Origin of the sequence: Halomonas sp. KAO, from assembly GCF_015595025.1 — a bacterium.
Lineage (GTDB): Bacteria > Pseudomonadota > Gammaproteobacteria > Pseudomonadales > Halomonadaceae > Halomonas.
Map to the genome: position 1 here is coordinate 93,084 of NZ_JADNRL010000024.1, position 22,758 is coordinate 115,841.

The window sequence follows — 22,758 nt, forward strand, 5'->3', positions numbered from 1 at the left end:
GTAAGCACACCATCAAACGACCGCAACGAGGGGACGTATCCTCATGTCGATCATTGCGCAGCACGGCGAGATCTTCATCATCCTGGCCTGCCTGTTCGGCTTCTTCATGGCCTGGGGAGTGGGGGCCAACGATGTCGCCAACGCCATGGGCACGTCGGTGGGCTCCCGCGCCATCACCATCAAGCAGGCGATCCTGATCGCCGTCATCTTCGAGTTTCTCGGCGCCTGGCTGGCCGGCGGCGAAGTGACCAACACCATTCGCAAGGGGATCATCGACCCCGAGCTTCTCCAGGAAGACCCGCAGCTGCTGGTCTACGGCATGCTGGCCGCGCTGCTGGCGGCCGCTACCTGGCTGTTGATTGCCTCCATGAAGGGCTGGCCGGTCTCCACGACACACTCCATCGTCGGTGCCATCGTCGGCTTCTCCGTGGCTGGCCTCGGAGCCGCGGCGGTGGACTGGGCCAGTGTCGGCAAGATCGCCGCCAGCTGGATCGTCTCGCCGCTGCTCGCCGGTACCATCGCCTTTACCCTGTTCAAGTCGGTACAGCACCTGATCTTCGAGGCCCGTGACCCCTTCGCCGCCGCCAAGCGCTACGTGCCGATGTATGTCTTCCTGGTGGGCTTTGCGGTCACCATGGTGACCCTGACCAAGGGGCTCAAGCACGTTGGGCTGGACCTCGATTTCGGCACCAGCCTGCTGCTGGCGATGCTCGCCGGCCTGTTGTTCGCCGCAATGGGCGTTCTCATGGAGCGGCGTGTGCAGGCCAGTAGTCGCAAGACCGACCACTTCGGCTTCAGCGGGGTCGAGCGGGTGTTTGGCGTGTTGATGATCTTCACCGCCTGCGCCATGGCCTTCGCCCACGGCTCCAATGATGTGGCCAACGCGGTGGGGCCCCTGGCGGCGGTGATCGGCGTGGTGAATAGTGGAGGCGAGATCGATGGGGCCGCCCTGGTGCCCTGGTGGGTGCTGGTGCTCGGTGGTGGCGGTATCGTTGTCGGCCTGGTCACCTATGGCCACAGGGTGATTGCCACCGTGGGTACCGGCATCACCGAGCTTACGCCCAGTCGTGGCTTCGCGGCCACCCTGGCCGCCGCGGTCACCGTGGTGCTGGCGTCGGGCACCGGCCTGCCGATCTCCACGACCCATACCCTGGTGGGGGCCGTGCTGGGCGTGGGCCTGGCCCGCGGCATGGCGGCCCTCAACCTGCGCGTGATCGGCACCATCGCCATGTCGTGGCTGATCACTCTGCCTGCCGGTGCGGGGCTGGCCATCCTGTTCTTCTTCATGTTCAAGGGCATGTTCGGCTAACGCATACGAGGGGCCGGGGGCCACGAGCCCCAGGCCATCGCCTGCACGGAGCCCCGGGCGGCGGTACCACGTTAGTGGTGCCGCCGTTTCCGTTGCTCTGCTATAGTCGTGGACCCCCCTTTCGATCACCCGCAGCCGGAGAGCGGCTCTTGGATAAACGCTTCCCCTTCGTCGACTGGTTTCGCAACTCCTCGCCCTATATCAATGCTCATCGCGGACGAACCTTCGTCATTCTGATCGAAGGCGAGGCGATGGCGCGGGGGCGTGGCGAGCAGTTGATCCAGGATCTGGCGCTACTGCATACCCTGGGGGTACGGCTGGTGGTGGTGTTCGGCATTCGGCCTCAGGTACGCCAGGCCCTGGATGCGGCAGGGATCACGCCAGGGCAGCATCAGGGGCGCTGGGTTGCCGATGGAGAGGTGATGGCCTGCATCGAGCGAGTGGCCGCCGAGCAGCTGCTGTGGCTGGAGGCGCGCTTCTCGCTGGGCCTGCCCAATACGCCGATGCATGGTGTGGAACTCTCCGCGATCTCGGGCAACCTGGTGATGGCCAAGCCGCTCGGGGTGCGGGAGGGAGTCGACTTCGATCATAGCGGGGAGGTGCGCCGGGTGCGTACCCAGGCCATCGAGGGGCTGCTGGAGCAGGGCGCTCTGGTGGTGCTGCCACCACTGGGCTTCTCCAGCACCGGAGAGGTCTTCGACCTCGACGCCTCGGATGTGGCCCAGCATGCCGCCATGGCGCTGTCGGCCGACAAGCTGATCCTGCTCGGCGAGGCCAGCGGCCTCTGCGATGCCAGTGGCCAGCTGCAGCGTCAGCTGACGCCCGCCGAGGCCGGGCCGCTGCTGAGTCAGGCAACCCCCGGCAGCGAGCTCGCCCGTCATCTGGAGGCCGCCTGTCAGGCCGCCCGCCACGGGGTGGCGCGTACCCACCTGCTCTCTTGGCATGACCATGACGCCCTGCTTGGCGAGCTCTTCACCCGCGACGGGGTCGGCACCATGATCACCCGGCATCGTTACGAGCAGCTGCGTTCGGCGGAGCTGGCGGATATCGGTGGCCTGCTGGAGCTGCTCGAACCGCTGGAGCAGCGCCGCATGCTGGTGCCCCGCTCCCGGGAGCGGCTGGAGCACGAGATCGACGATTATCTGGTGATCGAGCGCGACGGCATGATCATCGGTTGTGCCGCCCTGCATCGGTTCGATGATGCCGAGATGGGCGAGCTGGCCTGCGTGGCGGTTCACGATGACTATCGTGGCGGTGCTCGCGGCGAGCTGCTGCTGGCCGAGCTCGAGCGGCGTGCCAGGCGGCAGGGCCTGTCGGCGCTGTTTGCCCTCAGCACCCACACCACCCACTGGTTCTTCGAGCACGGCTTTCGTCTGGCCGATCTCGAGGCGCTGCCACCGCTGCGCCGGGACACCTATAACCACGCCCGCAAGTCCAAGGTGCTGGTCAAGTCTCTCGGCTGAGCATGCCGACGTGTTATCGCAACGATCTCGCCTGCCATTCGACATGGTGTGGCAAGCCGTGCCCTGTCGCCGGGAGCTGTCATCGCCTGTGCAGCTGTCGCGACTTGGCGACTCTCTAAGCTATTGATAAGAATGGTTGTTTAGAGATCTTCTCCGCCTGTGTCTTTTTCTTGCGACATAACTCCGGTCGCAAGCCACCCCGTCACCCGGATTGGAGCACATCTTGAGCATAGGGTGATTTGTAAGTAGTTGAGTTAATGGTGTTTATTTGTTTCTGGCACGCTGTTCGCAACATGTGAAGTGAGCGACGGGAGTGGTTCATTACGGCTCGAACCATTTCGATCGTGACGGAGGCGGAACGACACTGCCCTGTGCCTCGCCTCCAAAGCGATCAGCGTCTGCTCCTAGCGATGTGTGACTTAGGTTGCGATGAGACGGGTACCGACATGCTCAGGGATGCGTACCCAAGGGCAAGGATGCCCCGGCATGGATGCCTCTCTCCCCCCTTGCGGGGGATGGAATTGCGCGGTGGCGCCATGGCACGAATGGTTTCGACCAGGCCGGGCGACACTGCCAGAAACGAGGCGGGATGGTTGGTCTTCGACGACCTGCCGTCCACATGAGGAGGGCCAGCCCCTGGTGGCAGATGGCTCGCTCATGGCTTCGAGGGCCTTCCCCGGCCCGTTTGGAAGGGTGGGCGTTGGCTGGACCAGGCTGCCATCGGTGATCCTTCCAGACCCTTCAGTTCCCTGCGTATTGGGCCGGCTCTGCCGGCCTTTTTTTTATCACTGCATGTCGCGATCGTGAGGGCACGGCGCCCAGGCAAACTCTGGTATCCTGAAGGTTCGACATGATGGCAACCCCATCCGCCACCCCGCCCCCTGGTTATCTGCGAAGAACGCTGGACATGGTCACCCGAGTCGCCCGTCGCTGGCGCCCCCGCTCCCTGCTGCAGCTCGTGCTGATCGCCTTCGTGGTGGTGATGCTGCCGTTGGGCGTGCTGATGTTCCAGGCGGGCCAGGCCCTCTCCGAGCTTACCCGGCTGGCCGACGTCAGCGCCCGCCAGGCGGTAGAGGAGACGCGGCGCGCCCGGACCCTGGGGGTGTTGGCCCTGGAGATGGAGCGTAGTGCACGGCAGTATGCCGTCCTGGAGCAGGAGAGCCTGCTGGAGATCTATGCCGCCCGGCTCGAGGAGTATCGCCAACTGCTGGGTCGGCAGCGAGAGCTGCTGCCGGAGGCTCCTGCCGTGGAGGCGCTGGAGGCGCTTCTCGAACGCCTGAGTGATCTGCCCGGCCTGGAGCTGGCGGCGTTCAAGGAGCGGCTCGACGCCTTCCCGGCACTCGCCGAGCATACCGAAGCGCTGCGCCAGGCCACCAATCAGCGCATCGATACGCGCATCGATGCCATCCGTGAGGGGGCACGAGGGGTGCAGAGGCAGTTGTGGTGGCAGACCGGGGCCCTGGTGTCGGCCAGCCTGGTGCTGATGTTGTTGTTCTCATGGCTGATCATTCGTCCGGTGCGTCAGCTGGAACGCCGTATCCTGGGTATTGGCAGTGGCTCCCGCGAGGCACCACCCCGCCCGGTACAGGGGCCCGCCGAGTTGATTCAGCTGGATGAGCGCCTCGACTGGCTCGCCTCGCGTCTCGATGAGGTGGAGGTCGAGAAGCAGCGCTTCCTGCGCCATATGTCCCACGAGCTCAAGACCCCGCTGGCCAGCGTGCGTGAAGGGTCGGCGCTGCTGGGCGACGGGGTGGCCGGCGAGCTGACCCCGCAGCAGCAGGAGATTCTCGAGCTGATCGATGGTAGCGGCCGCGAGCTGCAGCGGTTGATCGAGCAGCTGCTCGACTACAACCTGCTGCAGCAGAACCGCCGGGTGAAGGTCGAGCGGATCGACGTTGCCACCCTGCTGCACGAGGTGCTGGCCAAACACCGTCTGGCGTTGTCCAACAAGGGAATGCGGGTCGAGGGCTTCGATGGCCCGGTGGTGTGGCCACTGGATCGTGCCGCGACCGGGCATATCCTCGATAACCTGGTCTCCAATGCCATCGCCTATGGTGAGGAGGGAGGGGTGCTGGAGATCCGTGCTCGGCAGCGCCGAGATCGCCTTGAGCTGGAGGTGGCCAACAGCGGCGAACCCATTGCCGAGGCGGATCGCCCGCGGTTGTTCGAGGCCTTCTATCAGGGCAGCACGCGTCGCAAGGGGCCGCTCAAGGGTTCCGGCATCGGGCTCTCGGTAGCGGCGGACTGCGCCCGCCTGCAGCAGGGCGAGCTGGCCCTGGTGACAGATCCCCGCCTGGCGGTCTGCTTCCGCCTGACGCTGCCGCACACGGCCCCCTCGAGGGTTGAAACTACTGACATGCCTGCCGAGTTGGCAGACCCGCAAGCAAGGAGCTGATGTGATGACGCTGCGTCCCCTGTTGGCCAGTCTACTGGCCATCTGGCTGGTCGGTTGCGAGATTCTGCCGCGGGGGCTGATGGAGCACTCCACCGAGCCGGCCAGCGTCGTGGAGTCTGTTGCCCACTGCGGGGCCGAACTGCCGAGCTTCACCGATGAGGCGTGCCTGCTGCGGGAGTGGGTCGACTTCGGGCTGGCGTCGCAGCGCGGTGATCGCGCCTGGCGTGATGCCATGCTCAAGCGCCTGGAAGGGGAGGAGGCAGAGCGACGCCTGGCTCGCGCCGTGGCACTCTCATGGGGGAACCACCGGCAGTGGGGGCTCGCCTCGGAGCTTTACAAGGCCGACCTGAGTGCCGCGCCTGTGACCCTGCAGCCGCTGCTGCGCTACTGGCTCAACGAGCTGGAGCGTCGCCGCGCCATGCTCGGGCGACTGAATGCCGCGCGCTCCTCCCAGGTGGATAGCGAGGCCCGTATCACCGCCCTGGAGGGGGAGAAGGCCGCCCTGACGGAGAAGCTCGAGGCGCTGACCGCCATCGAGCGAAGTATCAACCTGCGACAGCAGAACGAAGAGTGATGGAGGCCTCGATGTGAAGACCCTGCCCCCCCTGCAAACGCGTGCTGAATCGACCCGGATGGCGGCCGCCGGGAGTGCCGGGCGTCGGCAGCCTGCCCATATCCTGCTGGTGGATGACGACGTCAGCCTGCTCAGGCTGCTGGGCATGCGACTGGAGAGTCGCGGCTACCGGCTGACCACCGCGGAGAGCGGCCGCGAGGCGCTCAGGTCGCTGGAGGTCAATCGTCCCGACCTGGTGATTACCGACCTGCGCATGGATGAGATGGACGGCCTGATGTTGTTCCGCGAGGTGCAGCGGGCGGCGCCGGGGCTGCCGGTCATCCTGCTTACCGCCCACGGCTCGATACCCGATGCGGTCGCGGCGACTCGCGAGGGCGTATTCAGTTTCCTGACCAAGCCGGTGGATCGTGACGAGCTGTTCGCTGCCATCGAGGATGCCCTGGCCCAGGCTCCGGGCGGGGTGACGGATGGCGATGAGGCCTGGCGGGCCGAGATCATCACCCATAGCCCCGAGATGGAGCGCCTGCTGGAGCAGGCGCGCATGGTCGCCGCCTCCGATGTTAGCGTGCTGGTCAGTGGCCCATCCGGCTCGGGCAAGGAGCTGATGGCCAGAGCCATTCATCGTGCAAGCCCCCGAGCCGAGAAGCCCTTCGTGGCGATCAACTGTGGTGCCCTGCCCGAACAGCTGCTGGAGAGTGAGCTGTTCGGGCACGCCAAGGGAGCCTTTACCGGGGCGATCAGCGAACATCGTGGCCTGTTTCAGGCCGCCGACGGCGGCACCCTGTTTCTCGACGAGATCGGCGACATGCCGCTGCCGCTTCAGGTCAAGCTGCTGCGTGCCCTCCAGGAGCGTCACGTTCGCCCGCTGGGTTCCACTGCTCAGGTGCCGGTGGACGTGCGAATCATCTCGGCGACCCATCGCGACCTCGATCGCGCCATGGGCGAGGGGGAGTTTCGCGAGGATCTCTACTACCGCCTCAATGTGGTCAACCTGCGTCTGCCATCGCTCAAGGAGCGCCCCGAGGATGTGCCGTTGCTGGCCAAGCATCTGGTGGTCCAGGCCGCCGAGCGTCACAAGCCCTTCGTCAAGGGCTTCTCGCCGGAGGCCCTGAAGCTGCTGGCGGCCAGTGCCTGGCCGGGTAACGTGCGTCAGCTGGTCAATGTGGTCGAGCAGTGTGTGGCCTTGACCGGGACCGCGATCATTCCCGAGGCGCTGGTGGCCCAGGCGCTGGCGGCCGAAGAGAGTGTGTTGCCGACGTTCAACGATGCCCGGGCGGCCTTCGAGCGTCGTTACCTGATCAAGGTGCTGAAGCTCACCGCCGGCAACGTGACCCAGGCGGCGCGTATCGCCGGGCGCAACCGCACCGACTTCTACAAGCTGCTGGGGCGTCACGATCTGGAGCCGGCCACCTTCAAGCCTGAGCGCTGAGGCCTCCCGAAACGACTGGCCCCCGCCATGGGGCGGGGGCCAGGGTTCGCATCGTGCTCCGCTTACTGCTGGGGAAGCTTGGTGCGACGCAGGTAGGGGAAGACGGTCTCGAACTCGCCGAACTTGGCCTTGGCATCCTCGTCGGAGACCGTCGGGGGAATGATCACGTCTTCGCCCACGGTCCAGTCCGCCGGGGTGGCCACACCCTTGCCGTTGGCGGTCTGCAGGGCATCCAGGGCACGCAGTACCTCGGCGAAGTTGCGACCGACGTTCATCGGGTAGGTCATGGAGAGCTTGAGTTGCTTGTCCGGACCGATGATGAACACCGAGCGGACCGTGGCGCTGTCGGCGGGAGTCCGGCCATCGGGCAGGTAGGCCTCGGCGGGCAGCATGTCGAACAGCTTGGCGACCTTGAGGTCCTCGTCGGCGATGATCGGGAAGCCGACATCGCTGCTGGCCAAGCTCTCGATGTCCTTGATCCAGCCCTTGTGGTCCTCCACGCCATCCACCGAGATGCCGATCACCTTGGTATCGCGCTTCTTCCACTCATCGCTGAGCTTGGCCACGGCGCTGAACTCGGTGGTGCAGACCGGGGTGAAGTCCTTGGGGTGGGAGAACAGGATGGCCCACTTGCCGTCCAGCCACTCGTGGAAGCGGATGGCACCCTGGCTGGTGTCGGCCTCGAAGTCCGGTACGAGGTCATTGATGCGCAGAGACATGTGTGACTCCTTGATACATGGTGATGGAATCCCGCCCATGGCGGGAGTGTCGCAAGAACAGTCGACGAAACGGCATCTGGCCCGGAACGTCAAGACGACTTGCGACTAAGCTTAGATAGCACAGGGGGTTGTGAGCTCCCTGCGCTATTGGTTCGACCGCTTGGCGGCCGGAATATCGGCGTCATCAGGAAGTACCTCGAGCGTCAGGCGTCCCTCCCCCAGGCGGGCGGTCAGGCGGTCGCCGGGGGCGGCGTCGTCGGCTCGTCGTACCACGCGCGCCTGCTTATCCTCGAGTATCGCATAGCCACGGCCCAGCACCGCCAGGGGGCTGACGGCATGCAGCTCCCTGGCGACCGCTGTCAGACGCTCGCGATGACGCACCAGCGCCCGCGGCGCCGCTATGCTCAGACGCTGGCTTGCCGCCTCGAGGCGACGTTCGGCCAGCGCCAGTTGGCGGCCGGGCGGGTGTGCCGTCAGGCGGCGCTTCAGCTGGGCCTGGTGTCGGCTGGCCTCGGTCAGGCGCGCCTGGAGGGCTCGTGTCAGTCGTCCGGCCAGCTGCGCCAGCGCCTGACGGCGGTGCTCCAGCTTCTCGCCGGGATGGCGCAGTCGCGCCCGCTGGTGATCCAGGCGCTGACCCTCGGCATCGAGCCGAGACTGGATCGCGCGCACCAGGCGTGCCTGGAGCACCTCCAGACGGTGGGTGAGATCATGGCGATCCGGCACCAGTCGCGCCGCTCCCGCAGAGGGGGTGGGGGCGCGTGCATCGGCGGCGAAGTCGGCAAGGGTCGCATCCACCTCGTGGCCCACCGCCGACATGATCGGCAGTCGCGAATGGAAGATCGCCCGGGCCAGATGCTCGTCGTTGAAGGCCCACAGGTCCTCCAGGCTGCCGCCGCCCCGGGTGAGGAGGATGGCGTCGCGGTCCGGGTCGAGGTTCGCCTGGCGATTGAGCAAACCCAGCGCCGAGATCATTGCCGGCACCGCCTCGCGTCCCTGGACCGCCACCGGAATCAGCGTCACGTTCACCATGGGCCAGCGGGCGGCGAGTACCGCCAGTACGTCGCGAATCGCCGCGCCGGTGGGCGAGGTGATGATAAGCAGGTGGCGTGGTGGGCAGGCCAGGGGGCGGGCATTGGCGAACACGCCTTCGCTGTCGAGGCGTGACTTGAGCCGTTCGTAGGCCGCCAGCAGTTCGCCCAGACCCGCGGCCTGCACCGCTTCCGCGATCAGCTGATAGTCGCCTCTGGGCTCGAAGACCGACAGCCGCCCGCGTACCTTGACCCGGTCCCCGTCGCGCATCGGCGCCCCCACGAAGCGTGCACGGCTCCGAAACAGGGCGCCGCGCAGCTGGGCATGCTCATCCTTGAGGGTAAAGTAGACATGGCCGGAACTGGGACGCGACACCCCGGAGAGCTCGCCCTCGACCCAGATATCGCCGAAGCGCCCCTCCAGCAGCTGTCGGGCGCTGCGGTTGAGCTCGCTGACGGAGAGGGGCATGTCGGTGGGTAAGGGCATGGCCGGTGCGCAAGTTGAAGCGATGGCGCCACTCTAGCATGGGTGGGCACCTACAGTATGGCTCGACACATGATGCGGGACAGTGGACTTTGTCCATGCTGGCATCATGCGTGCGCCGGGAGAATCCGGCACACGCATGATGGGGGGTGGTGCAATCGGGAGTGGCGATATCACTTTTCCTCGGCAGCGTTATCCTTGCTCATGCTGCCACCCGCGACACCGCCGGCATGCCAGGCGCTCCTTCCCTCACGGTTCGTGCGGCGCGCCTCGGACTCCTGATCGAACCACTCCTTCTCGTACTCGGGGAACTCTTCGAGATCTTCCGATTGGGCATCGATGGTGACGCGGTGGGTGACATAGCCATCGCCCCATGTGCCGCCATCGTCGCGCTTGCTCTCTACGCTGATCTTCTTGATGTCCGCCACTATCTCACGGCCACCCATGCCGAGAACCTCGCCGGTCTCGATCACCAGGGCGCTGATCTTCTGGTCATCGTCGAGCAGGATATCCTCGACTTCGCCGACGTTTTCCTCAGGGTCGTCGCGCAGGTAGACATCGGCATCCATCAGGTCGTCGGCCGAGTAGAGGCCCTGTGCCTGCATGGAGGCATGGCTCTGCTGCTGGCCTTCCTCCTTGTTTTCGTGTTTGTCGGCAGATGCCTGGCCACCGAGGGCCAGACTACCGGCAACGGCGGTTACGGCGATGGTGAGTAGACGCTTGTGCATGATCGTTCTCCTTTCCTGCGGTTGCTGATCGTGCTCGCTCATCTCCAGCACTCGTTACAACCCGCGAGCCCAGTCGTCGGCCTGGCGTTCTGCCTCTTCGCGCTCCAGGCCATAGCGCTGCTGCAGCTTGCCTACCAGTTGGTCACGCTTGCCGGCCACCTGATCGAGTTCATCGTCACTCAACTCTCCCCAGCTGGCACGCGCCTTGCCTTTGTACTCTTTCCACTTGCCTTCGATCTGGTCCCAGTTCATGGCATGGTTCCTTATCCGTGGGTTACGCGATCTTCAATCTAGATCAGCGTCTCGATGCCGTGAGGAGATATTTGTTTCTTGTTGTGTTAATTCGTAATGCGGTGTCGAGCGCAGGGCCCGCATTGCTCGTGCCTCGGGCCGGGCGCTATAATAGGCGATTAACCTTACTCCCTCCCCACCAGTCCATGGGTGTCGCCGCATATGCTACGTATGGCCCAAGAAGCTCTGACCTTCGATGATGTTCTCCTCGTGCCCGGCTACTCAGACGTTCTGCCCAAGGACGTCAGCCTGCGGACCCGACTGACCCGGGATCTCTACCTGAACATTCCGCTCCTCTCCGCCGCCATGGATACCGTGACCGAGGCGCGCCTGGCCATCGCCATGGCCCAGGAGGGTGGCATCGGCATCATCCACAAGAACATGACCATCGCGCAGCAGGCCGCCGAAGTGCGCAAGGTCAAGAAGCACGAGAGCGTGATCGTCAACGACCCGGTTACCGTGGGGCCCAAGGCCAAGCTGGCGGATCTGCTGGCCATGGCCGAGGAGCATGGCTTCTCGGGCTTTCCGGTGGTGGAGGGCGAGTCTCTGGTCGGCCTGGTCACCGAGCGTGACATGCGCTTCCAGCCCAACCATGGCGATAGCGTGGCGGACATCATGACGCCTCGCGAGCGCCTGGTCACCGTGCCGGAGGGCACCTCCCTGGACGTGATCAAGGGCAAGATGCAGGAGTACCGCATCGAGAAGATGCTGGTCGTGGATGATGCCTTCCGCCTGCGGGGTCTGGTCACCTTCCAGGATATCGAGAAGGCGCGCACCTTCCCCAACGCCGCCAAGGATGCGGATGGCCGTCTGCTGGTCGGTGCCGCCGTGGGGACGGGGCCCGAGACCGCCGATCGCGTGGCGGCACTCGCCGAGGCCGGTGTCGACGTGATCATCATCGATACCGCCCATGGCCACTCCAAGGGCGTGATCGATCGGGTGCGCTGGGCCAAGGAAAACTTCCCCCAGATCCAGGTCGTAGGCGGCAATATCGCCACGGCCGAAGCGGCGAAGGACCTGGCCGAGGCCGGTGCCGATGGCGTCAAGGTGGGCATCGGCCCCGGCTCCATCTGCACCACCCGCGTGGTGGCCGGCGTGGGGGTGCCCCAGATTACCGCCGTCTCCAGCGTGGCCGAGGCGCTCGAGCCCTATGACATCCCGCTGATCGCCGACGGCGGTGTACGCTTCTCCGGCGATCTGGCCAAGGCGGTCGCCGCCGGAGCCAGCGCGGTGATGGTGGGTGGCCTGCTGGCCGGCACCGAGGAGGCGCCCGGCGAGATCGAACTCTACCAGGGCCGCACCTACAAGGCCTATCGTGGCATGGGGTCGATGGGTGCCATGGCCCAGAGTCAGGGCAGCGCCGACCGCTATTTCCAGGACAAGGATGCCGGTGCCGAGAAGCTGGTGCCCGAAGGCATCGAAGGTCGCGTGCCCTACAAGGGCATGATGGGGGCCATCGTCCATCAGTTGATGGGCGGGCTGCGCGCCTCCATGGGTTACACCGGCTGCCGCGACATCCAGGAGATGCGCACCAAGCCGCAGTTCGTGAAGATCACCGGGGCCGGCTTCAACGAGTCCCATGTGCACGATGTGCAAATTACCAAGGAAGCCCCCAACTACCGGGCTGGTTAAAAAGCGCCGCTGGAATGGCGCCATGCGTTGTTTAAAACGGCCTCGGCATGCTCATTGACAGACTCGTCAACTCCGCTGCCTCGGCCGTTTTCGCCTAGCCTGACGCTCATCCAGCAACGCTCGCAGGACTTTCTACGTATTTTCAGCCTTGGCCTAGATGCCCTAGCGGATGCTTTCATGACCGATATTCACGCCCACAAGATCCTGATCCTCGACTTCGGCTCCCAGTACACCCAGCTGATCGCCCGCCGCGTGCGCGAGATCGGCGTCTACTCCGAGGTTCGCGCCTTCGATATCAGCGAGGCCGAGATTCGTGAGTACGCCCCCAACGGCATCATCCTCGCCGGCGGACCCGAGTCGGTCACCGAGCTGGATTCGCCCCGTGCCCCGCAGTGCGTGTTCGAGATGGGGCTGCCGGTGCTCGGCATCTGCTACGGCATGCAGACCATGGCCGAGCAGCTCGGTGGTGCCGTCGAGGGCTCCCATGTGCATGAGTTCGGCTATGCGCAGATTCGTCTCGACGCCGAGACGGCGCTGTTTCGCGATATCTCCGACCATATCGATGCCGAGACGGGCAAGAACCTGCTCGATGTCTGGATGAGCCACGGTGACAAGGTCTCTCGGGTGCCCGACGAGTTCACCGTGACCGCCTCGACCCCGAGCTGCCCGATCGCCGCCATGGCCTGGGAGGAGAAGCGCTTCTTCGGGGTGCAGTTCCACCCCGAGGTGACCCACACCCTGCAGGGGCAGCGCATCCTCGAGCACTTCGTGGTCGATATCTGCCAGAGCGCGCGCAACTGGACCCCGGCCCAGATCATCGAAGACCAGATCGCCCGGGTGCGCGACCAGGTGGGCGACCGCCACGTGCTGCTCGGCCTCTCCGGAGGCGTCGACTCCTCGGTGGTCGCGGCCCTGCTGCACAAGGCCATCGGCGACCAGCTGACCTGCGTGTTCGTCGACAATGGCCTGCTGCGCAAGGCCGAGGGTGACCAGGTGATGAAGACCTTCGCCCGCCATATGGGGGTCAAGGTGATTCGCGTGGACGCCGAGGATCAGTTCCTCGACAAGCTGAAGGGCGAGGCCGACCCCGAGGCCAAGCGCAAGATCATCGGCAACACCTTCATCGATGTCTTCGACGCCGAGGCCGCCAAGATCGAGGGAGTCGACTTCCTGGCCCAAGGCACCATCTACCCGGATGTGATCGAGTCCGCCGCCGCCAAGACCGGCAAGGCGCACGTGATCAAGTCGCACCACAACGTGGGTGGCCTGCCCGAGACCATGAAGCTCAAGCTGGTCGAGCCGCTGCGCGAGCTGTTCAAGGATGAGGTGCGCAAGCTCGGTGTCGAGCTCGGCCTGCCCTACGACATGGTCTACCGCCACCCCTTCCCGGGGCCGGGCCTGGGCGTGCGCATCCTCGGCGAGGTGAAGAAGGAGTACGCCGATATCCTGCGCGAGGCCGATGCCATCTTTATCGAGGAGCTGCACAAGGCCGACTGGTATCACAAGACCAGCCAGGCCTTCGCGGTCTTCCTGCCGGTGAAGTCGGTCGGCGTGGTCGGCGATGCCCGTCGCTACGAGTGGGTCATCGCCCTGCGCGCCGTGGAGACCATCGACTTCATGACCGCCCGCTGGGCGCACCTGCCTTACGAGTTGCTGGAGACCGTCTCCAATCGCATCATCAACGAGATCACCGGCGTCTCTCGCGTCACCTACGACGTGAGCAGCAAGCCGCCGGCGACGATCGAGTGGGAGTGATCCCAGCTATCTGAGCTTTTCGTAAAACTCTCTCAAGGATCCCGTCTTGTTGGCGGGATTTTTTTTGAGCTCAGAGCCTAAGTTAGCTGTCTCTACAGTAGTGGTAGCCACCCGACATGAGGCGCCAAGGGATAGGCCTTTATTGTTGCCTTCTTGTAGCATTTCGCCACGGATAAGCCTTTCCGGCCATCTGGCCACCGCACAACGTCTTGATGGAGTGGCTACACTGAGAGCTACAGTGATAGCCGGGAGGACGCCATGAGCAATCGCCTGTTACGTGGGTTGATGGCCGGATTCACGGCCACCCTCGTCATCTCGCTGATCCTGGTGCTGCGCCTGGCGGCGGGCATCATTCCTTGGTACAACCCGATCGAGGTCATGAACCTGGCCGCCCAGGACCTGCTCGGCACGCCGGACAGCCGCCTGCTGGCATGGGGCATCCACTTCGCCGTGGGCACGCTGATCTGGGGGCTGTTGTTCGCGCTGCTGGTGCCTTATCTCCCAGGCCGCACGCCTACCCGGCGCGGCCTGGAGTTTGGCGTGGCGAGCTGGCTGGTGGTGATGCTCACGGTCTTTCCCCTGGCGGGCTCCGGCCTCTTCGGTCTCGGCCTCGGGCTGGTGGCGCCGCTCTCGATGCTGATCGCCCATCTGGTCTTCGGGGCGGTGATCGGCGCCGTCTACGGCTGGGGGAGGGACGTGGTTCAGCGGTGATCCCTCGGCAGGTCGTTCATTCGGCGCCTGCCCGGGCATCGGCGCTGCGCCATTCCCGCGGCGAGCAGCCGGTATGCCGGCGGAACACCTTGGCCAGCGCCGAGGGGCTGCTGTAGCCCACCCGGCCGGCGATGGCGTCCAGCGGCGCGCCGGCCCGCAGCAGACTCTTGGCCAGGCTTAGCCGGTACTGGGCCAGATACTCGGCGGGGGGCTGGCCGAGGGTGTCGCGAAACAGGCCGGCGAAGCGGGCCCGGGACATGCCCGCCTCGCGGGCCAGCCCGTTCAGTGTCCAGTCGGCCGCCGGCCGGTCGTGCAGGGCGATCAGCGCCTTGACCAGCTGGGGATGGGCCATCCCCGCCAGCAGTCCCGATTCCACTTCGCCGGCATCCATCAGATAGCGCAGCAGCTGGATCACCAGCAGTTCACACAGCCGATCCAGGGCGGCCTGTCGGCCGCAGCGCTCCTCCCGCATCTCCGCCAGCATCAGCTCCAGCAGGCCGGCCATGCCGCTCAGCCGATCCAGCGGCGTCACCAGCATGGAGGGCAGGGCGCGATAGATCGGGCAGATATTGCCGGCGCCAAAGCGGAACGAGCCGCACAGTGTGTCCGCGCCCTCCGGCCCCGGCCCGAGGTGGTGCGCGTCGCCGGCGGCCAGCAGGATCAGCACCGGGGCCTCGAAGCGGCGTGGCTGGCCGTCCGCCAGCGTCAGGTACAGTGTGCCGCGGGTCAGGATATGGATGAAGCCGGTGCCTTCCTGGGGCGGGTAGCGGGCGCTGTAGCACAGCGGGCCGGCATTGAGCACGCTGGCGGCGAGATGAAAATGGTCGAGCAGGGTGGCGAGTCGATCCATCTTGAGACTCCTGGACGTATATCGAAGACCCTTGGAATCCAATCGTCCAGCGTGCTGCCTACACTGTCAATTGCCGGCAACCGTTCCGGCAACCGAACAGGAGGAGCGGACCATGACAACAACCAATGCCCTTGGCCTGGCGGCGCTGCTGGCGCTGACCGGCCTTCCCGCCTTCGCCGCCGATCTGGCAACGACGACCTACAGTGAACACGTGGACGGCGAGGGCAACATCTCGCTGCCGGCAGAGGTCCGCGAACACTGGGTCCACCTCGGCTCCTGGGTGGTCAATGACGACGAGGCCCCGGGGGCCGGCTTCCACGACGTCTATACCCAGCCCGAGGCCGCGCGGGCCTATCGGGAGAGCGGCGAGTTCGCCGATGGCACCGTCCTGGTCAAGGAGATCCGCGGCGTCGAGGCCGGTGAAAAGACCACTGGTCCCGCGCTGTGGGCCGGCGAGCCGCAGATCTGGTTCGTGCTGGTCAAGGACACTCAAGAGCGCTTTGATGGTCCCCACTGGGGCGAAGGCTGGGGCTGGGCGCTGTTCAAGGCCGATGCGCCGGAGCAGAACGTGTCCGAGAGCTTCGAGGGCACCTGCAAGGGCTGTCATGTGCCGGCGCAGCAGACCGACTGGGTGTTCGTCGAGGGCTACCCGACGCTGCGCTGAGCTGTCGGGGCGAAGGTGGTCGCGCAGGGAGGCACCAGCGTCCACCTGCCGGACCAGACTGGAAGCGGGGGCCGCGAGCAGCGCAGATCACCCACCCGACCCTCACGCCGGCCCGAAAGGACGGCGAGGCCGTGCCCGGGCTCCCGGAGGCTCGGCGGGACGCTGCGCCACCGTGCCGAGCCCATTGCCGATCTGTTGGCGATGACGCCGCATCTGCACCGCGATAGTCTCTAGGGGTGCAGACAAGGCGAAGAACGTTATAAGCTATTAACTTTCAAGTCTTTGCACGCCGGGGGCTGTGTGTCTATGGTCCGCGGCGTTCTTCCTTATATTGACGAGGTCCTCATGTCGACGCTCCTGACATCCCTCTGGCACGGCTATCGCGATGCCTCGCTGATCCTGCGCGTGAGCATCGCCCTGGTGCTGGGCGTGGTGGTCGGCCTGGTCGGCGGGCCTGTCGTTGCCGAATGGCTGGCCCCGCTGGGCGAGCTGCTGATGCGGCTGCTGAAGTTCATCATCCTGCCCATCGTCCTGTTCACCCTGATGTCGGGAGTCAATCAGGGCGCCGCCGGTAGCCTCGGGCGGATCGGCCGCAAGGTGTTTCTCTACTATCTGGCCACCTCGGCCCTGGCCATCGTCGTGGGGTTAACCGTGGCGACCCTGCTGTCGCCGGGAGAGGGCATGTCGCTGCAGGGGGCCGGCACCGTCTCGGTGCCTGACAATCCCGGCATCCTCTCGGTGGTGCTCGGCATCGTGCCGAACAATATCGTTGCCGCCTTCGCCGAACAGGATCTGCTGGGCATCATCTTCACCGCGCTGGTCTTTGGCCTGGCCGTGTCGAAGATGCGTCAGTCCGAATCCCAGGCGGAGCTGGGGGAGCGGCTCTATGGCCTGATCGAGGCGCTTAACACCGCCACGCTCAGGGTGATGGATGGCATTCTTCACGTCGTCCCGGTCGGGGTCTTCGCCATCGTGACCAATACCGTCGCCGATCAGGGGCTCGCGACCCTGCTGTCGCTGGGCGATATGGTGGTGGTGCTCTATCTGGCGCTGGGGGCGCAGCTTCTGGTCTACCTCGGCCTGCTCAAGGGCTTCGGTGTGTCGGCTCGCGGCTTCTTCCGCGAGGCGCGAACGCCCATGGCCACCGCCTTCGCCACCCAGAGCAGCGCCGGCACACTGCCGCTGACGCTGGGTGCCGCGAGTCGCCTGGGCCTGCCGCGTAGCCTCTACGGCTTCAGCCTGCCGCTCGGGGCGACGCTGAACATGGACGGAGCAGCGATTCGCATCGCCATCTCGGCGGTCTTCGCCGCCAACGTGATGGGCGTGCCACTTGACTGGGCAAGCATGCTGCAGATCGTGGTGGTAGGCACGCTGATCTCGGTGGGGACCGCCGGGGTGCCCGGTGCCGGTATCGTGATGATCGCGACGGTGTTCTCTCAGGTGGGCTTGCCTATCGAGGCGGTGGCGCTGCTGACGGCCATCGATGCCCTGGTGGGCATGGGCGCTACCGCGCTCAATGTGACCGGCGATCTCGTTGGCACGGCGGTCATCGACCGCAGTGAGCGTAGACGGAGCGCCTCGCAGACGTCCGGCACAGCCGAGCCCGCCCGGTATCGCTAGCTTCTGTCCGAGCCAGGGGCGGCGGTAACCGCGGCGGTGTCACGGTCTCGTTAGTGAGTTGGACAGCTTGAGGCTGGGTTGTTATACCTCCTACAGGCGCTGGAAGCTGGTGGCGCCACTCGCGTCACCATGGGCGCGCATCCAAGAGGAGGGTTGACCGTGACGACTGATAACCGCAAGCCGACGACGACCGATGCCGGAATCCCGGTCGCCAGCGACGAGCACTCGCTGTCCGTCGGCCCCGACGGCCCCATCGTGCTCCACGATCACTACCTGATCGAGCAGATGGCCAACTTCAATCGCGAGCGGATCCCCGAGCGTCAGCCCCACGCCAAGGGCAGTGGGGCATTCGGGCGTTTCGAGGTGACAGAAGACGTCAGCGCCTATACACGGGCCGCGGTATTTCAGCCGGGAACACGCACGGAGGTGCTGATTCGCTTCTCCACCGTGGCCGGCGAGCGGGGTAGCCCGGATACCTGGCGCGACCCGCGCGGGTTTTCCATCAAGTTCTATACCAGCGAAGGCAACTACGACATGGTGGGGAACAACACGCCGGTGTTCTTCCTCCGCGACCCGCTGAAGTTCCAGCATTTCATTCGTTCCCAGAAGCGCCGTGCGGATACCAATCTGCGTGACCACGATATGCAGTGGGACTTCTGGACGCTATCACCGGAAAGTGCCCACCAGGTCACCTGGCTGATGGGCGACAGGGGAATTCCCAGGACCTGGCGGCACATGAATGGCTATTCCAGCCACACCTACATGTGGGTGAACGCCCAGGGCGAGAAGTTCTGGGTCAAGTATCACTTCAAGACCGACCAGGGGGTCGAGTGCCTGACGCAGGAGGAGGCCGACCGGCTGGCGGGCGCGGATGGCGATTATCATACCCGCGATCTCTATCAGGCGATCGAGGCCGGCGAGTATCCGAGCTGGACGCTCTACATGCAGATCATGCCGTTCAAGGAGGCCGAAACCTATCGTTTCAACCCCTTCGACCTGACCAAGATATGGCCCCATGCGGACTATCCGCTGGTCAAGGTCGGCAAGCTGACGCTCGACCGCAACCCCACGGATCATCACACCGAGATCGAGCAGGCGGCCTTCGAGCCCAATAACCTGGTGCCCGGCATCGGCATCAGCCCCGACAAGATGTTGCTGGGGCGGGTGTTTGCCTACGCGGATGCGCATCGCCACCGGTTGGGCGTCAACTACAAGCAGATTCCGGTCAATGCCCCCAGGTCACCGGTCCACAGCTACAGCAAGGATGGCGCCATGCGGGTGCAGAATGTGGCGGACCCGGTCTATGCCCCCAACTCCAAGGGGGGGCCGGCGGCCGATGGCGAGCGTTATCCCGAGGACTCCAGCTGGGAGACCGGAGGGGAGATGGTGCGTGCCGCCTATACACTGCGCCAGGACGATGATGACTTCGGGCAGGCCAATACCCTGGTCAATCAGGTCATGGACGATGCCGCCCGTGAACGCCTGGTGGCCAATGTGGTGGGCCACCTCTCCGATGGTGTTTCCGCTCCGGTGCTCGAGCGGGCCTTCGACTACTGGCGAAAGGTCGACCCGGAGATCGGTGAGCGGATCGCCAAGGGGGTCCAGGCCAATACTGGCTGAGGGCTTGTCCTGAGTGCTTCGGAAGCCCGTCGGTGTGATGCCGGCGGGCTTTCTGGCACCCGGGGGCGGGTCGAGAACGGGCAGCAGGAGGTCATCAGTCTGGAAGGGGCTATATCAGCCTGGAAATACTTTGAAGCAGGCAACTGAAGCAGGCAACAACGAAACAGGGCCCGCCGAAGCGAGCCCTGTTTCACGAACCCTGAGGTTCGTGCGCGTTCATGATCCGGGGATCAGAGCGGCTTGATGTTAGAGGCCTGGAGGCCCTTCTTGCCCTGGGTCACGTCGAAGGAGACGCTCTGACCTTCCTGCAGGGACTTGAAGCCTTCAGCCTGAATCTCGGAGAAGTGGGCGAAGACGTCATCACCGCCGTCAGACGGAGAGATGAAGCCAAAACCCTTGGAGTCGTTGAACCACTTTACGGTACCAGTTGTCATAATAAATCCTTTCGCGCTTAGCGCCTTGCAAAGTTCCTGGTGTCACCCAGATGTATAGCGGGTAAAACAAGAATGATCTTACAGGCGGTCGAAAGAATTCGAATGCTGCTGAAACCATGCTGCTTGCCAACCAACTGGCGCTACGGTCTCATTGTTGTGGCTCCGGGTCAAAGACTTTCGTGATTTATTTTTGGTGGGCTCGTCGAGGGTGCCCGCCCAGCCGGCTCCGCGGCCGTTGAGGGCGCGGCGCGGATGGCGACATCACCGCGCGGGCCGTGGGCAGCGTCAAGGCGCTGTTTCCATGGGTACGCTCTTGCTAGACTGCGCCGTTGATCCTGCGTCCCCGGAGAGGCACGACGCGTGAGTGCTACCCCCGATACCCCCAGCCTCGAACAGACCGCCGCCGGCCAGGCCGAGGTGCTCGGCAGGCTGTTCGATGAGCCGATTACCGAGCTGCCGGAGGACCTCTATATCCCGCCGGAGGCGCTACGGGTCTTTCTCGAGGCCTTCGAGGGGCCGCTCGACCTGTTGCTCTACCTGATTCGCCGACAGAACCTGGATATTCTGGCCATCGATGTGGCCGCCATCACCCGCCAGTACATCGAGTACGTCGAGCTGATGAAGGCCATGGAGATCGAGCTGGCGGGCGAATACCTGCTGATGGCGGCGATGCTTGCCGAGATCAAGTCGCGCACCCTGCTGCCACGTCCACCCAGGGAGGGGGGTGACGACGAGGAGGAGGATCCGCGCGCCGAGCTGATTCGCCGCCTGCAGGAGTATGAGCGGTTAAAGAGTGCCGCCGAGTCGCTGGCCGAACTGCCTCGGCTGGGGCGCGACTGGTTTCCGGCTCGGGCGGCACTGCCGCCGCTGGAGAGTCGGGTGATCCACCCGGATGTCGGACTGGACCAGTTGCTGGGTGCCCTGGCGGGTATCCTGCGGCGTGCCGAGCTCAACCAGACCCACCAGATCAGCCGCGAGGTGCTGTCGACCCGCGAGCGCATGCTGGCGATCATGGAACGGCTCGAGGGCGGTCGCTTCGTGCCCTTCGAGGCGCTGTTCGCGCTGGAGGAGGGGCGTGCCGGTGTCGTGGTGACCTTCATGGCGATTCTCGAGTTGGCCAAGGAGTCGATGATCGAGGTCGTGCAGAACGCACCGCTGTCACCCCTTCATGTCCGCGCCCGAGTCGCCCCGGCCGAGGGTGTCGAGCAGGATGATCCCGAAGATGGGGGAGAGAGTCCCTTCGAGGAGGAAGACGGGGAGGTTGGGCCATGATGGCCGAGGAAGTGCCCGGTGTGCTGGATGAGATCCTCGAGGCGGCGCTGCTGGCCGCGGGAGAGCCATTGGCGGTGGAGCGTCTGGAGGCCCTGTTTGACGACCATGAGCGGCCACCGCGGCGCGCCCTGCGCGAGGCGCTGGAGCGCCTGCGTGGCCGCCATGAACGGGGTGCCATGGAGCTGATCGAGACGGCCTCGGGCTATCAATTGCGCATCCGCCCACGGCTCTCCCCCTGGGTGTCGCGACTCTGGGATGAGCGTCCCCAGCGCTATTCGAGGGCGCTGCTCGAGACCCTGGCGCTGATTGCCTACCGTCAGCCGGTTACCCGTGGCGATATCGAGGAGGTGCGCGGGGTCTCGGTGAGCGGCTCGATCATGCGCACCCTGCTCGAGCGTGGCTGGGTTCGCGTGGTGGGCCATCGTGACGTGCCGGGGCGACCCGCGGTCTATGCGACCACTCGCAGCTTTCTCGACGACTTCGGTCTCAAGACGCTCGATGAGCTACCCCCCATGCATGAGCTCAAGGCATTCGAGGGGGCGGAGCAGATGGACGCCTTCGATGAAGAGGGGTCGCCGCCCGACCAGACCGATATTCTCGCCCAGGCGGATATGGTGCAAGATGAGGGTGCCGGTGAGGCATCCGAGGGCGCTACACTATCCGAATCCGAGGCGTCGGCGGCGGCCGATGCCTCCAACGAGCCCGCCGAAGAGGGTGGTCTTGATCACGCCGAGAAGGCGTCCGAGCGGGCAGACCTGAGCTTCGCCGATCTCGAGGCGCGTCTGTCCGAACGTGCCCGAAGCCGCGTCGATGATGACGCTGCTCCGGGGGCGGAATACACATCCAGTGAGAACGAAGATTCATGAGCAATACCAGCGAAAAACTGCAGAAGGTCCTGGCGCGAGCCGGGCTTGGCTCGCGCCGCGAGATGGAGGCTGCCATCGCCGCCGGTCGAGTCCAGGTCAATGGTCAGGTGGCGACCCTGGGCGATCGTATCGAGACCCGCGACAGGGTGCTCTTCGATAATCGGCCGGTAACTCTGCGTGCCGCCGAGGAGGTGCCGCGGCGAGTGATCATGTACAACAAGCCCGAGGGTGAGTTGTGTACGCGCAAGGATCCCGAGGGGCGTCGCACCGTGTTCGACCGGCTGCCGCGCCTCAAGGGCGAGCGCTGGATCGCCATCGGTCGCCTGGATATCAACACCAGCGGCCTGCTGCTGTTTACCACCGATGGTGAGCTCGCCAACCGCCTGATGCACCCCTCCACTCAGGTGGAGCGGGAGTATGCGGTGCGGGTGATGGGGGAGGTGACCCAGGAGCATGTGGTGGCCATGGTCGAAGGCGTGATGCTCGATGATGGCCCGGCGCGCTTTACCGACGTTCAGGAGTTCGGCGGCGAGGGCATCAACACCTGGTTTCACGTGGTGATCATGGAGGGGCGCAATCGCGAGGTGCGTCGGCTCTGGGAGTCGCAAGGCCTGACCGTCAGTCGGCTCAAGCGGGTGCGCTACGGCAATATCTTTCTCGACAAGCGCGCCAAGGCCGGTGAGTGGGTGGAGCTCTCTCAGGAGGAGGTCGATGACCTGGCCGAGCTGGCAAGCCTGCCGGTACGCAAGGTGCCGGAGCTGACGCCGGACGAGAAGAATCGCTGGAGCCGCGACAAGCACAAGCGCAAGCCGGTACAGGCGATGCGCAAGCCGAGAGCGCGTCGCTGACCGCGGACTCAGCTAACGGAAATCAAAAAAAGGCTTGCCAGGCCCCAGGTGTATCAGTATTATCTG

The 22,758-nt window shown here is 65.1% G+C and carries 20 protein-coding genes; 14 read left to right on the forward strand and 6 right to left on the reverse strand.

Going from position 1 to position 22,758, the window contains the following annotated elements:
• The first annotated feature begins 43 nt into the window (after positions 1–43).
• The 5 genes from IOC61_RS11420 (at position 44) to glrR (ending at position 7,170) form a co-directional block, all read left to right on the forward strand.
• Entirely contained in the window at positions 44–1,309 is a 1,266-nt protein-coding gene (locus tag IOC61_RS11420) for an inorganic phosphate transporter (protein ID WP_195688938.1), read from the forward strand.
• Positions 1,310–1,458: 149 nt separating this feature from the next.
• Complete coding sequence (argA, locus tag IOC61_RS11425; RefSeq protein ID WP_195688939.1) at positions 1,459–2,772, forward strand: amino-acid N-acetyltransferase; 1,314 nt, start codon at positions 1,459–1,461, stop codon at positions 2,770–2,772.
• Between the two features lie 853 nt (positions 2,773–3,625).
• Positions 3,626–5,167, forward strand: coding sequence for a sensor histidine kinase (locus IOC61_RS11430; RefSeq protein ID WP_229333099.1), 1,542 nt, complete (start codon positions 3,626–3,628; stop codon positions 5,165–5,167).
• 4 nt (positions 5,168–5,171) lie between these two features.
• Positions 5,172–5,741: a hypothetical protein gene (locus tag IOC61_RS11435; RefSeq protein WP_195688940.1), complete on the forward strand. Its 570-nt coding sequence runs from the start codon at positions 5,172–5,174 to the stop codon at positions 5,739–5,741.
• A 58-nt stretch (positions 5,742–5,799) separates the two neighbouring features.
• Entirely contained in the window at positions 5,800–7,170 is a 1,371-nt protein-coding gene (gene glrR / locus IOC61_RS11440; RefSeq protein WP_195689130.1) for a two-component system response regulator GlrR, read from the forward strand.
• 62 nt (positions 7,171–7,232) lie between these two features.
• Here the strand turns inward: glrR and IOC61_RS11445 are convergent, their stop codons facing one another.
• The 4 genes from IOC61_RS11445 to IOC61_RS11460 all read right to left on the reverse strand — a co-directional run bounded on the left by IOC61_RS11445 (position 7,233) and on the right by IOC61_RS11460 (position 10,381).
• Positions 7,233–7,889: a peroxiredoxin gene (locus IOC61_RS11445; RefSeq protein WP_195688941.1), complete on the reverse strand. Its 657-nt coding sequence runs from the start codon at positions 7,887–7,889 to the stop codon at positions 7,233–7,235.
• Positions 7,890–8,033: 144 nt separating this feature from the next.
• Complete coding sequence (gene xseA / locus IOC61_RS11450) at positions 8,034–9,404, reverse strand: exodeoxyribonuclease VII large subunit (RefSeq protein WP_195688942.1); 1,371 nt, start codon at positions 9,402–9,404, stop codon at positions 8,034–8,036.
• 170 nt (positions 9,405–9,574) lie between these two features.
• Positions 9,575–10,129, reverse strand: coding sequence for a PRC-barrel domain-containing protein (locus IOC61_RS11455; RefSeq protein WP_195688943.1), 555 nt, complete (start codon positions 10,127–10,129; stop codon positions 9,575–9,577).
• Positions 10,130–10,183: 54 nt separating this feature from the next.
• Entirely contained in the window at positions 10,184–10,381 is a 198-nt protein-coding gene (locus tag IOC61_RS11460) for a CsbD family protein (protein WP_195688944.1), read from the reverse strand.
• A 201-nt stretch (positions 10,382–10,582) separates the two neighbouring features.
• Between IOC61_RS11460 and guaB the strand changes: the two genes are divergently transcribed.
• From guaB to IOC61_RS11475, 3 genes are all read left to right on the forward strand, one after another.
• Positions 10,583–12,052, forward strand: coding sequence for an IMP dehydrogenase (gene guaB / locus IOC61_RS11465; RefSeq protein WP_195688945.1), 1,470 nt, complete (start codon positions 10,583–10,585; stop codon positions 12,050–12,052).
• 177 nt (positions 12,053–12,229) lie between these two features.
• A complete protein-coding gene (gene guaA / locus IOC61_RS11470; RefSeq protein WP_195688946.1) occupies positions 12,230–13,807 on the forward strand; it encodes a glutamine-hydrolyzing GMP synthase in 1,578 nt (525 codons plus the stop codon).
• Between the two features lie 258 nt (positions 13,808–14,065).
• The gene (locus tag IOC61_RS11475; protein ID WP_195688947.1) at positions 14,066–14,518 is read left to right on the forward strand and encodes a DUF6789 family protein; all 453 of its coding nucleotides are present in this window, start codon (positions 14,066–14,068) and stop codon (positions 14,516–14,518) included.
• 16 nt (positions 14,519–14,534) lie between these two features.
• On the opposite strand, the gene IOC61_RS11480 is transcribed toward IOC61_RS11475, so the two are convergent.
• On the reverse strand, positions 14,535–15,368 hold the full coding sequence (locus IOC61_RS11480) for an AraC family transcriptional regulator (protein ID WP_195688948.1): 834 nt from the start codon (positions 15,366–15,368) through the stop codon (positions 14,535–14,537).
• 112 nt (positions 15,369–15,480) lie between these two features.
• Between IOC61_RS11480 and IOC61_RS11485 the strand changes: the two genes are divergently transcribed.
• The 3 genes from IOC61_RS11485 (at position 15,481) to IOC61_RS11495 (ending at position 19,272) form a co-directional block, all read left to right on the forward strand.
• Positions 15,481–16,032 carry a cytochrome P460 family protein gene (locus tag IOC61_RS11485; RefSeq protein ID WP_195688949.1) on the forward strand — a complete coding sequence of 184 codons (552 nt, stop codon included), beginning with the start codon at positions 15,481–15,483 and terminating at the stop codon, positions 16,030–16,032.
• A 345-nt stretch (positions 16,033–16,377) separates the two neighbouring features.
• On the forward strand, positions 16,378–17,652 hold the full coding sequence (locus IOC61_RS11490; RefSeq protein ID WP_195688950.1) for a dicarboxylate/amino acid:cation symporter: 1,275 nt from the start codon (positions 16,378–16,380) through the stop codon (positions 17,650–17,652).
• A gap of 159 nt (positions 17,653–17,811) precedes the next feature.
• On the forward strand, positions 17,812–19,272 hold the full coding sequence (locus IOC61_RS11495) for a catalase (RefSeq protein WP_324254716.1): 1,461 nt from the start codon (positions 17,812–17,814) through the stop codon (positions 19,270–19,272).
• A gap of 230 nt (positions 19,273–19,502) precedes the next feature.
• Here IOC61_RS11495 and IOC61_RS11500 read toward each other — a convergent pair whose 3' ends face one another.
• On the reverse strand, positions 19,503–19,706 hold the full coding sequence (locus tag IOC61_RS11500) for a cold-shock protein (protein ID WP_027960243.1): 204 nt from the start codon (positions 19,704–19,706) through the stop codon (positions 19,503–19,505).
• A gap of 360 nt (positions 19,707–20,066) precedes the next feature.
• Here IOC61_RS11500 and IOC61_RS11505 point away from each other — a divergent pair, with 360 nt between their 5' ends.
• From IOC61_RS11505 to rluB, 3 genes are read left to right on the forward strand one after another with little or no spacing between them, the layout of a single operon-like run.
• Entirely contained in the window at positions 20,067–20,978 is a 912-nt protein-coding gene (locus IOC61_RS11505) for a segregation and condensation protein A (RefSeq protein WP_195688951.1), read from the forward strand.
• Complete coding sequence (scpB, locus tag IOC61_RS11510; RefSeq protein WP_195688952.1) at positions 20,975–21,844, forward strand: SMC-Scp complex subunit ScpB; 870 nt, start codon at positions 20,975–20,977, stop codon at positions 21,842–21,844. The genes IOC61_RS11505 and scpB overlap by 4 nt, the downstream gene beginning before the upstream one ends.
• Entirely contained in the window at positions 21,841–22,692 is an 852-nt protein-coding gene (gene rluB, locus IOC61_RS11515) for a 23S rRNA pseudouridine(2605) synthase RluB (RefSeq protein WP_195688953.1), read from the forward strand. Before scpB ends, rluB begins: the two co-directional genes overlap by 4 nt.
• Positions 22,693–22,758 lie beyond the last annotated feature (66 nt).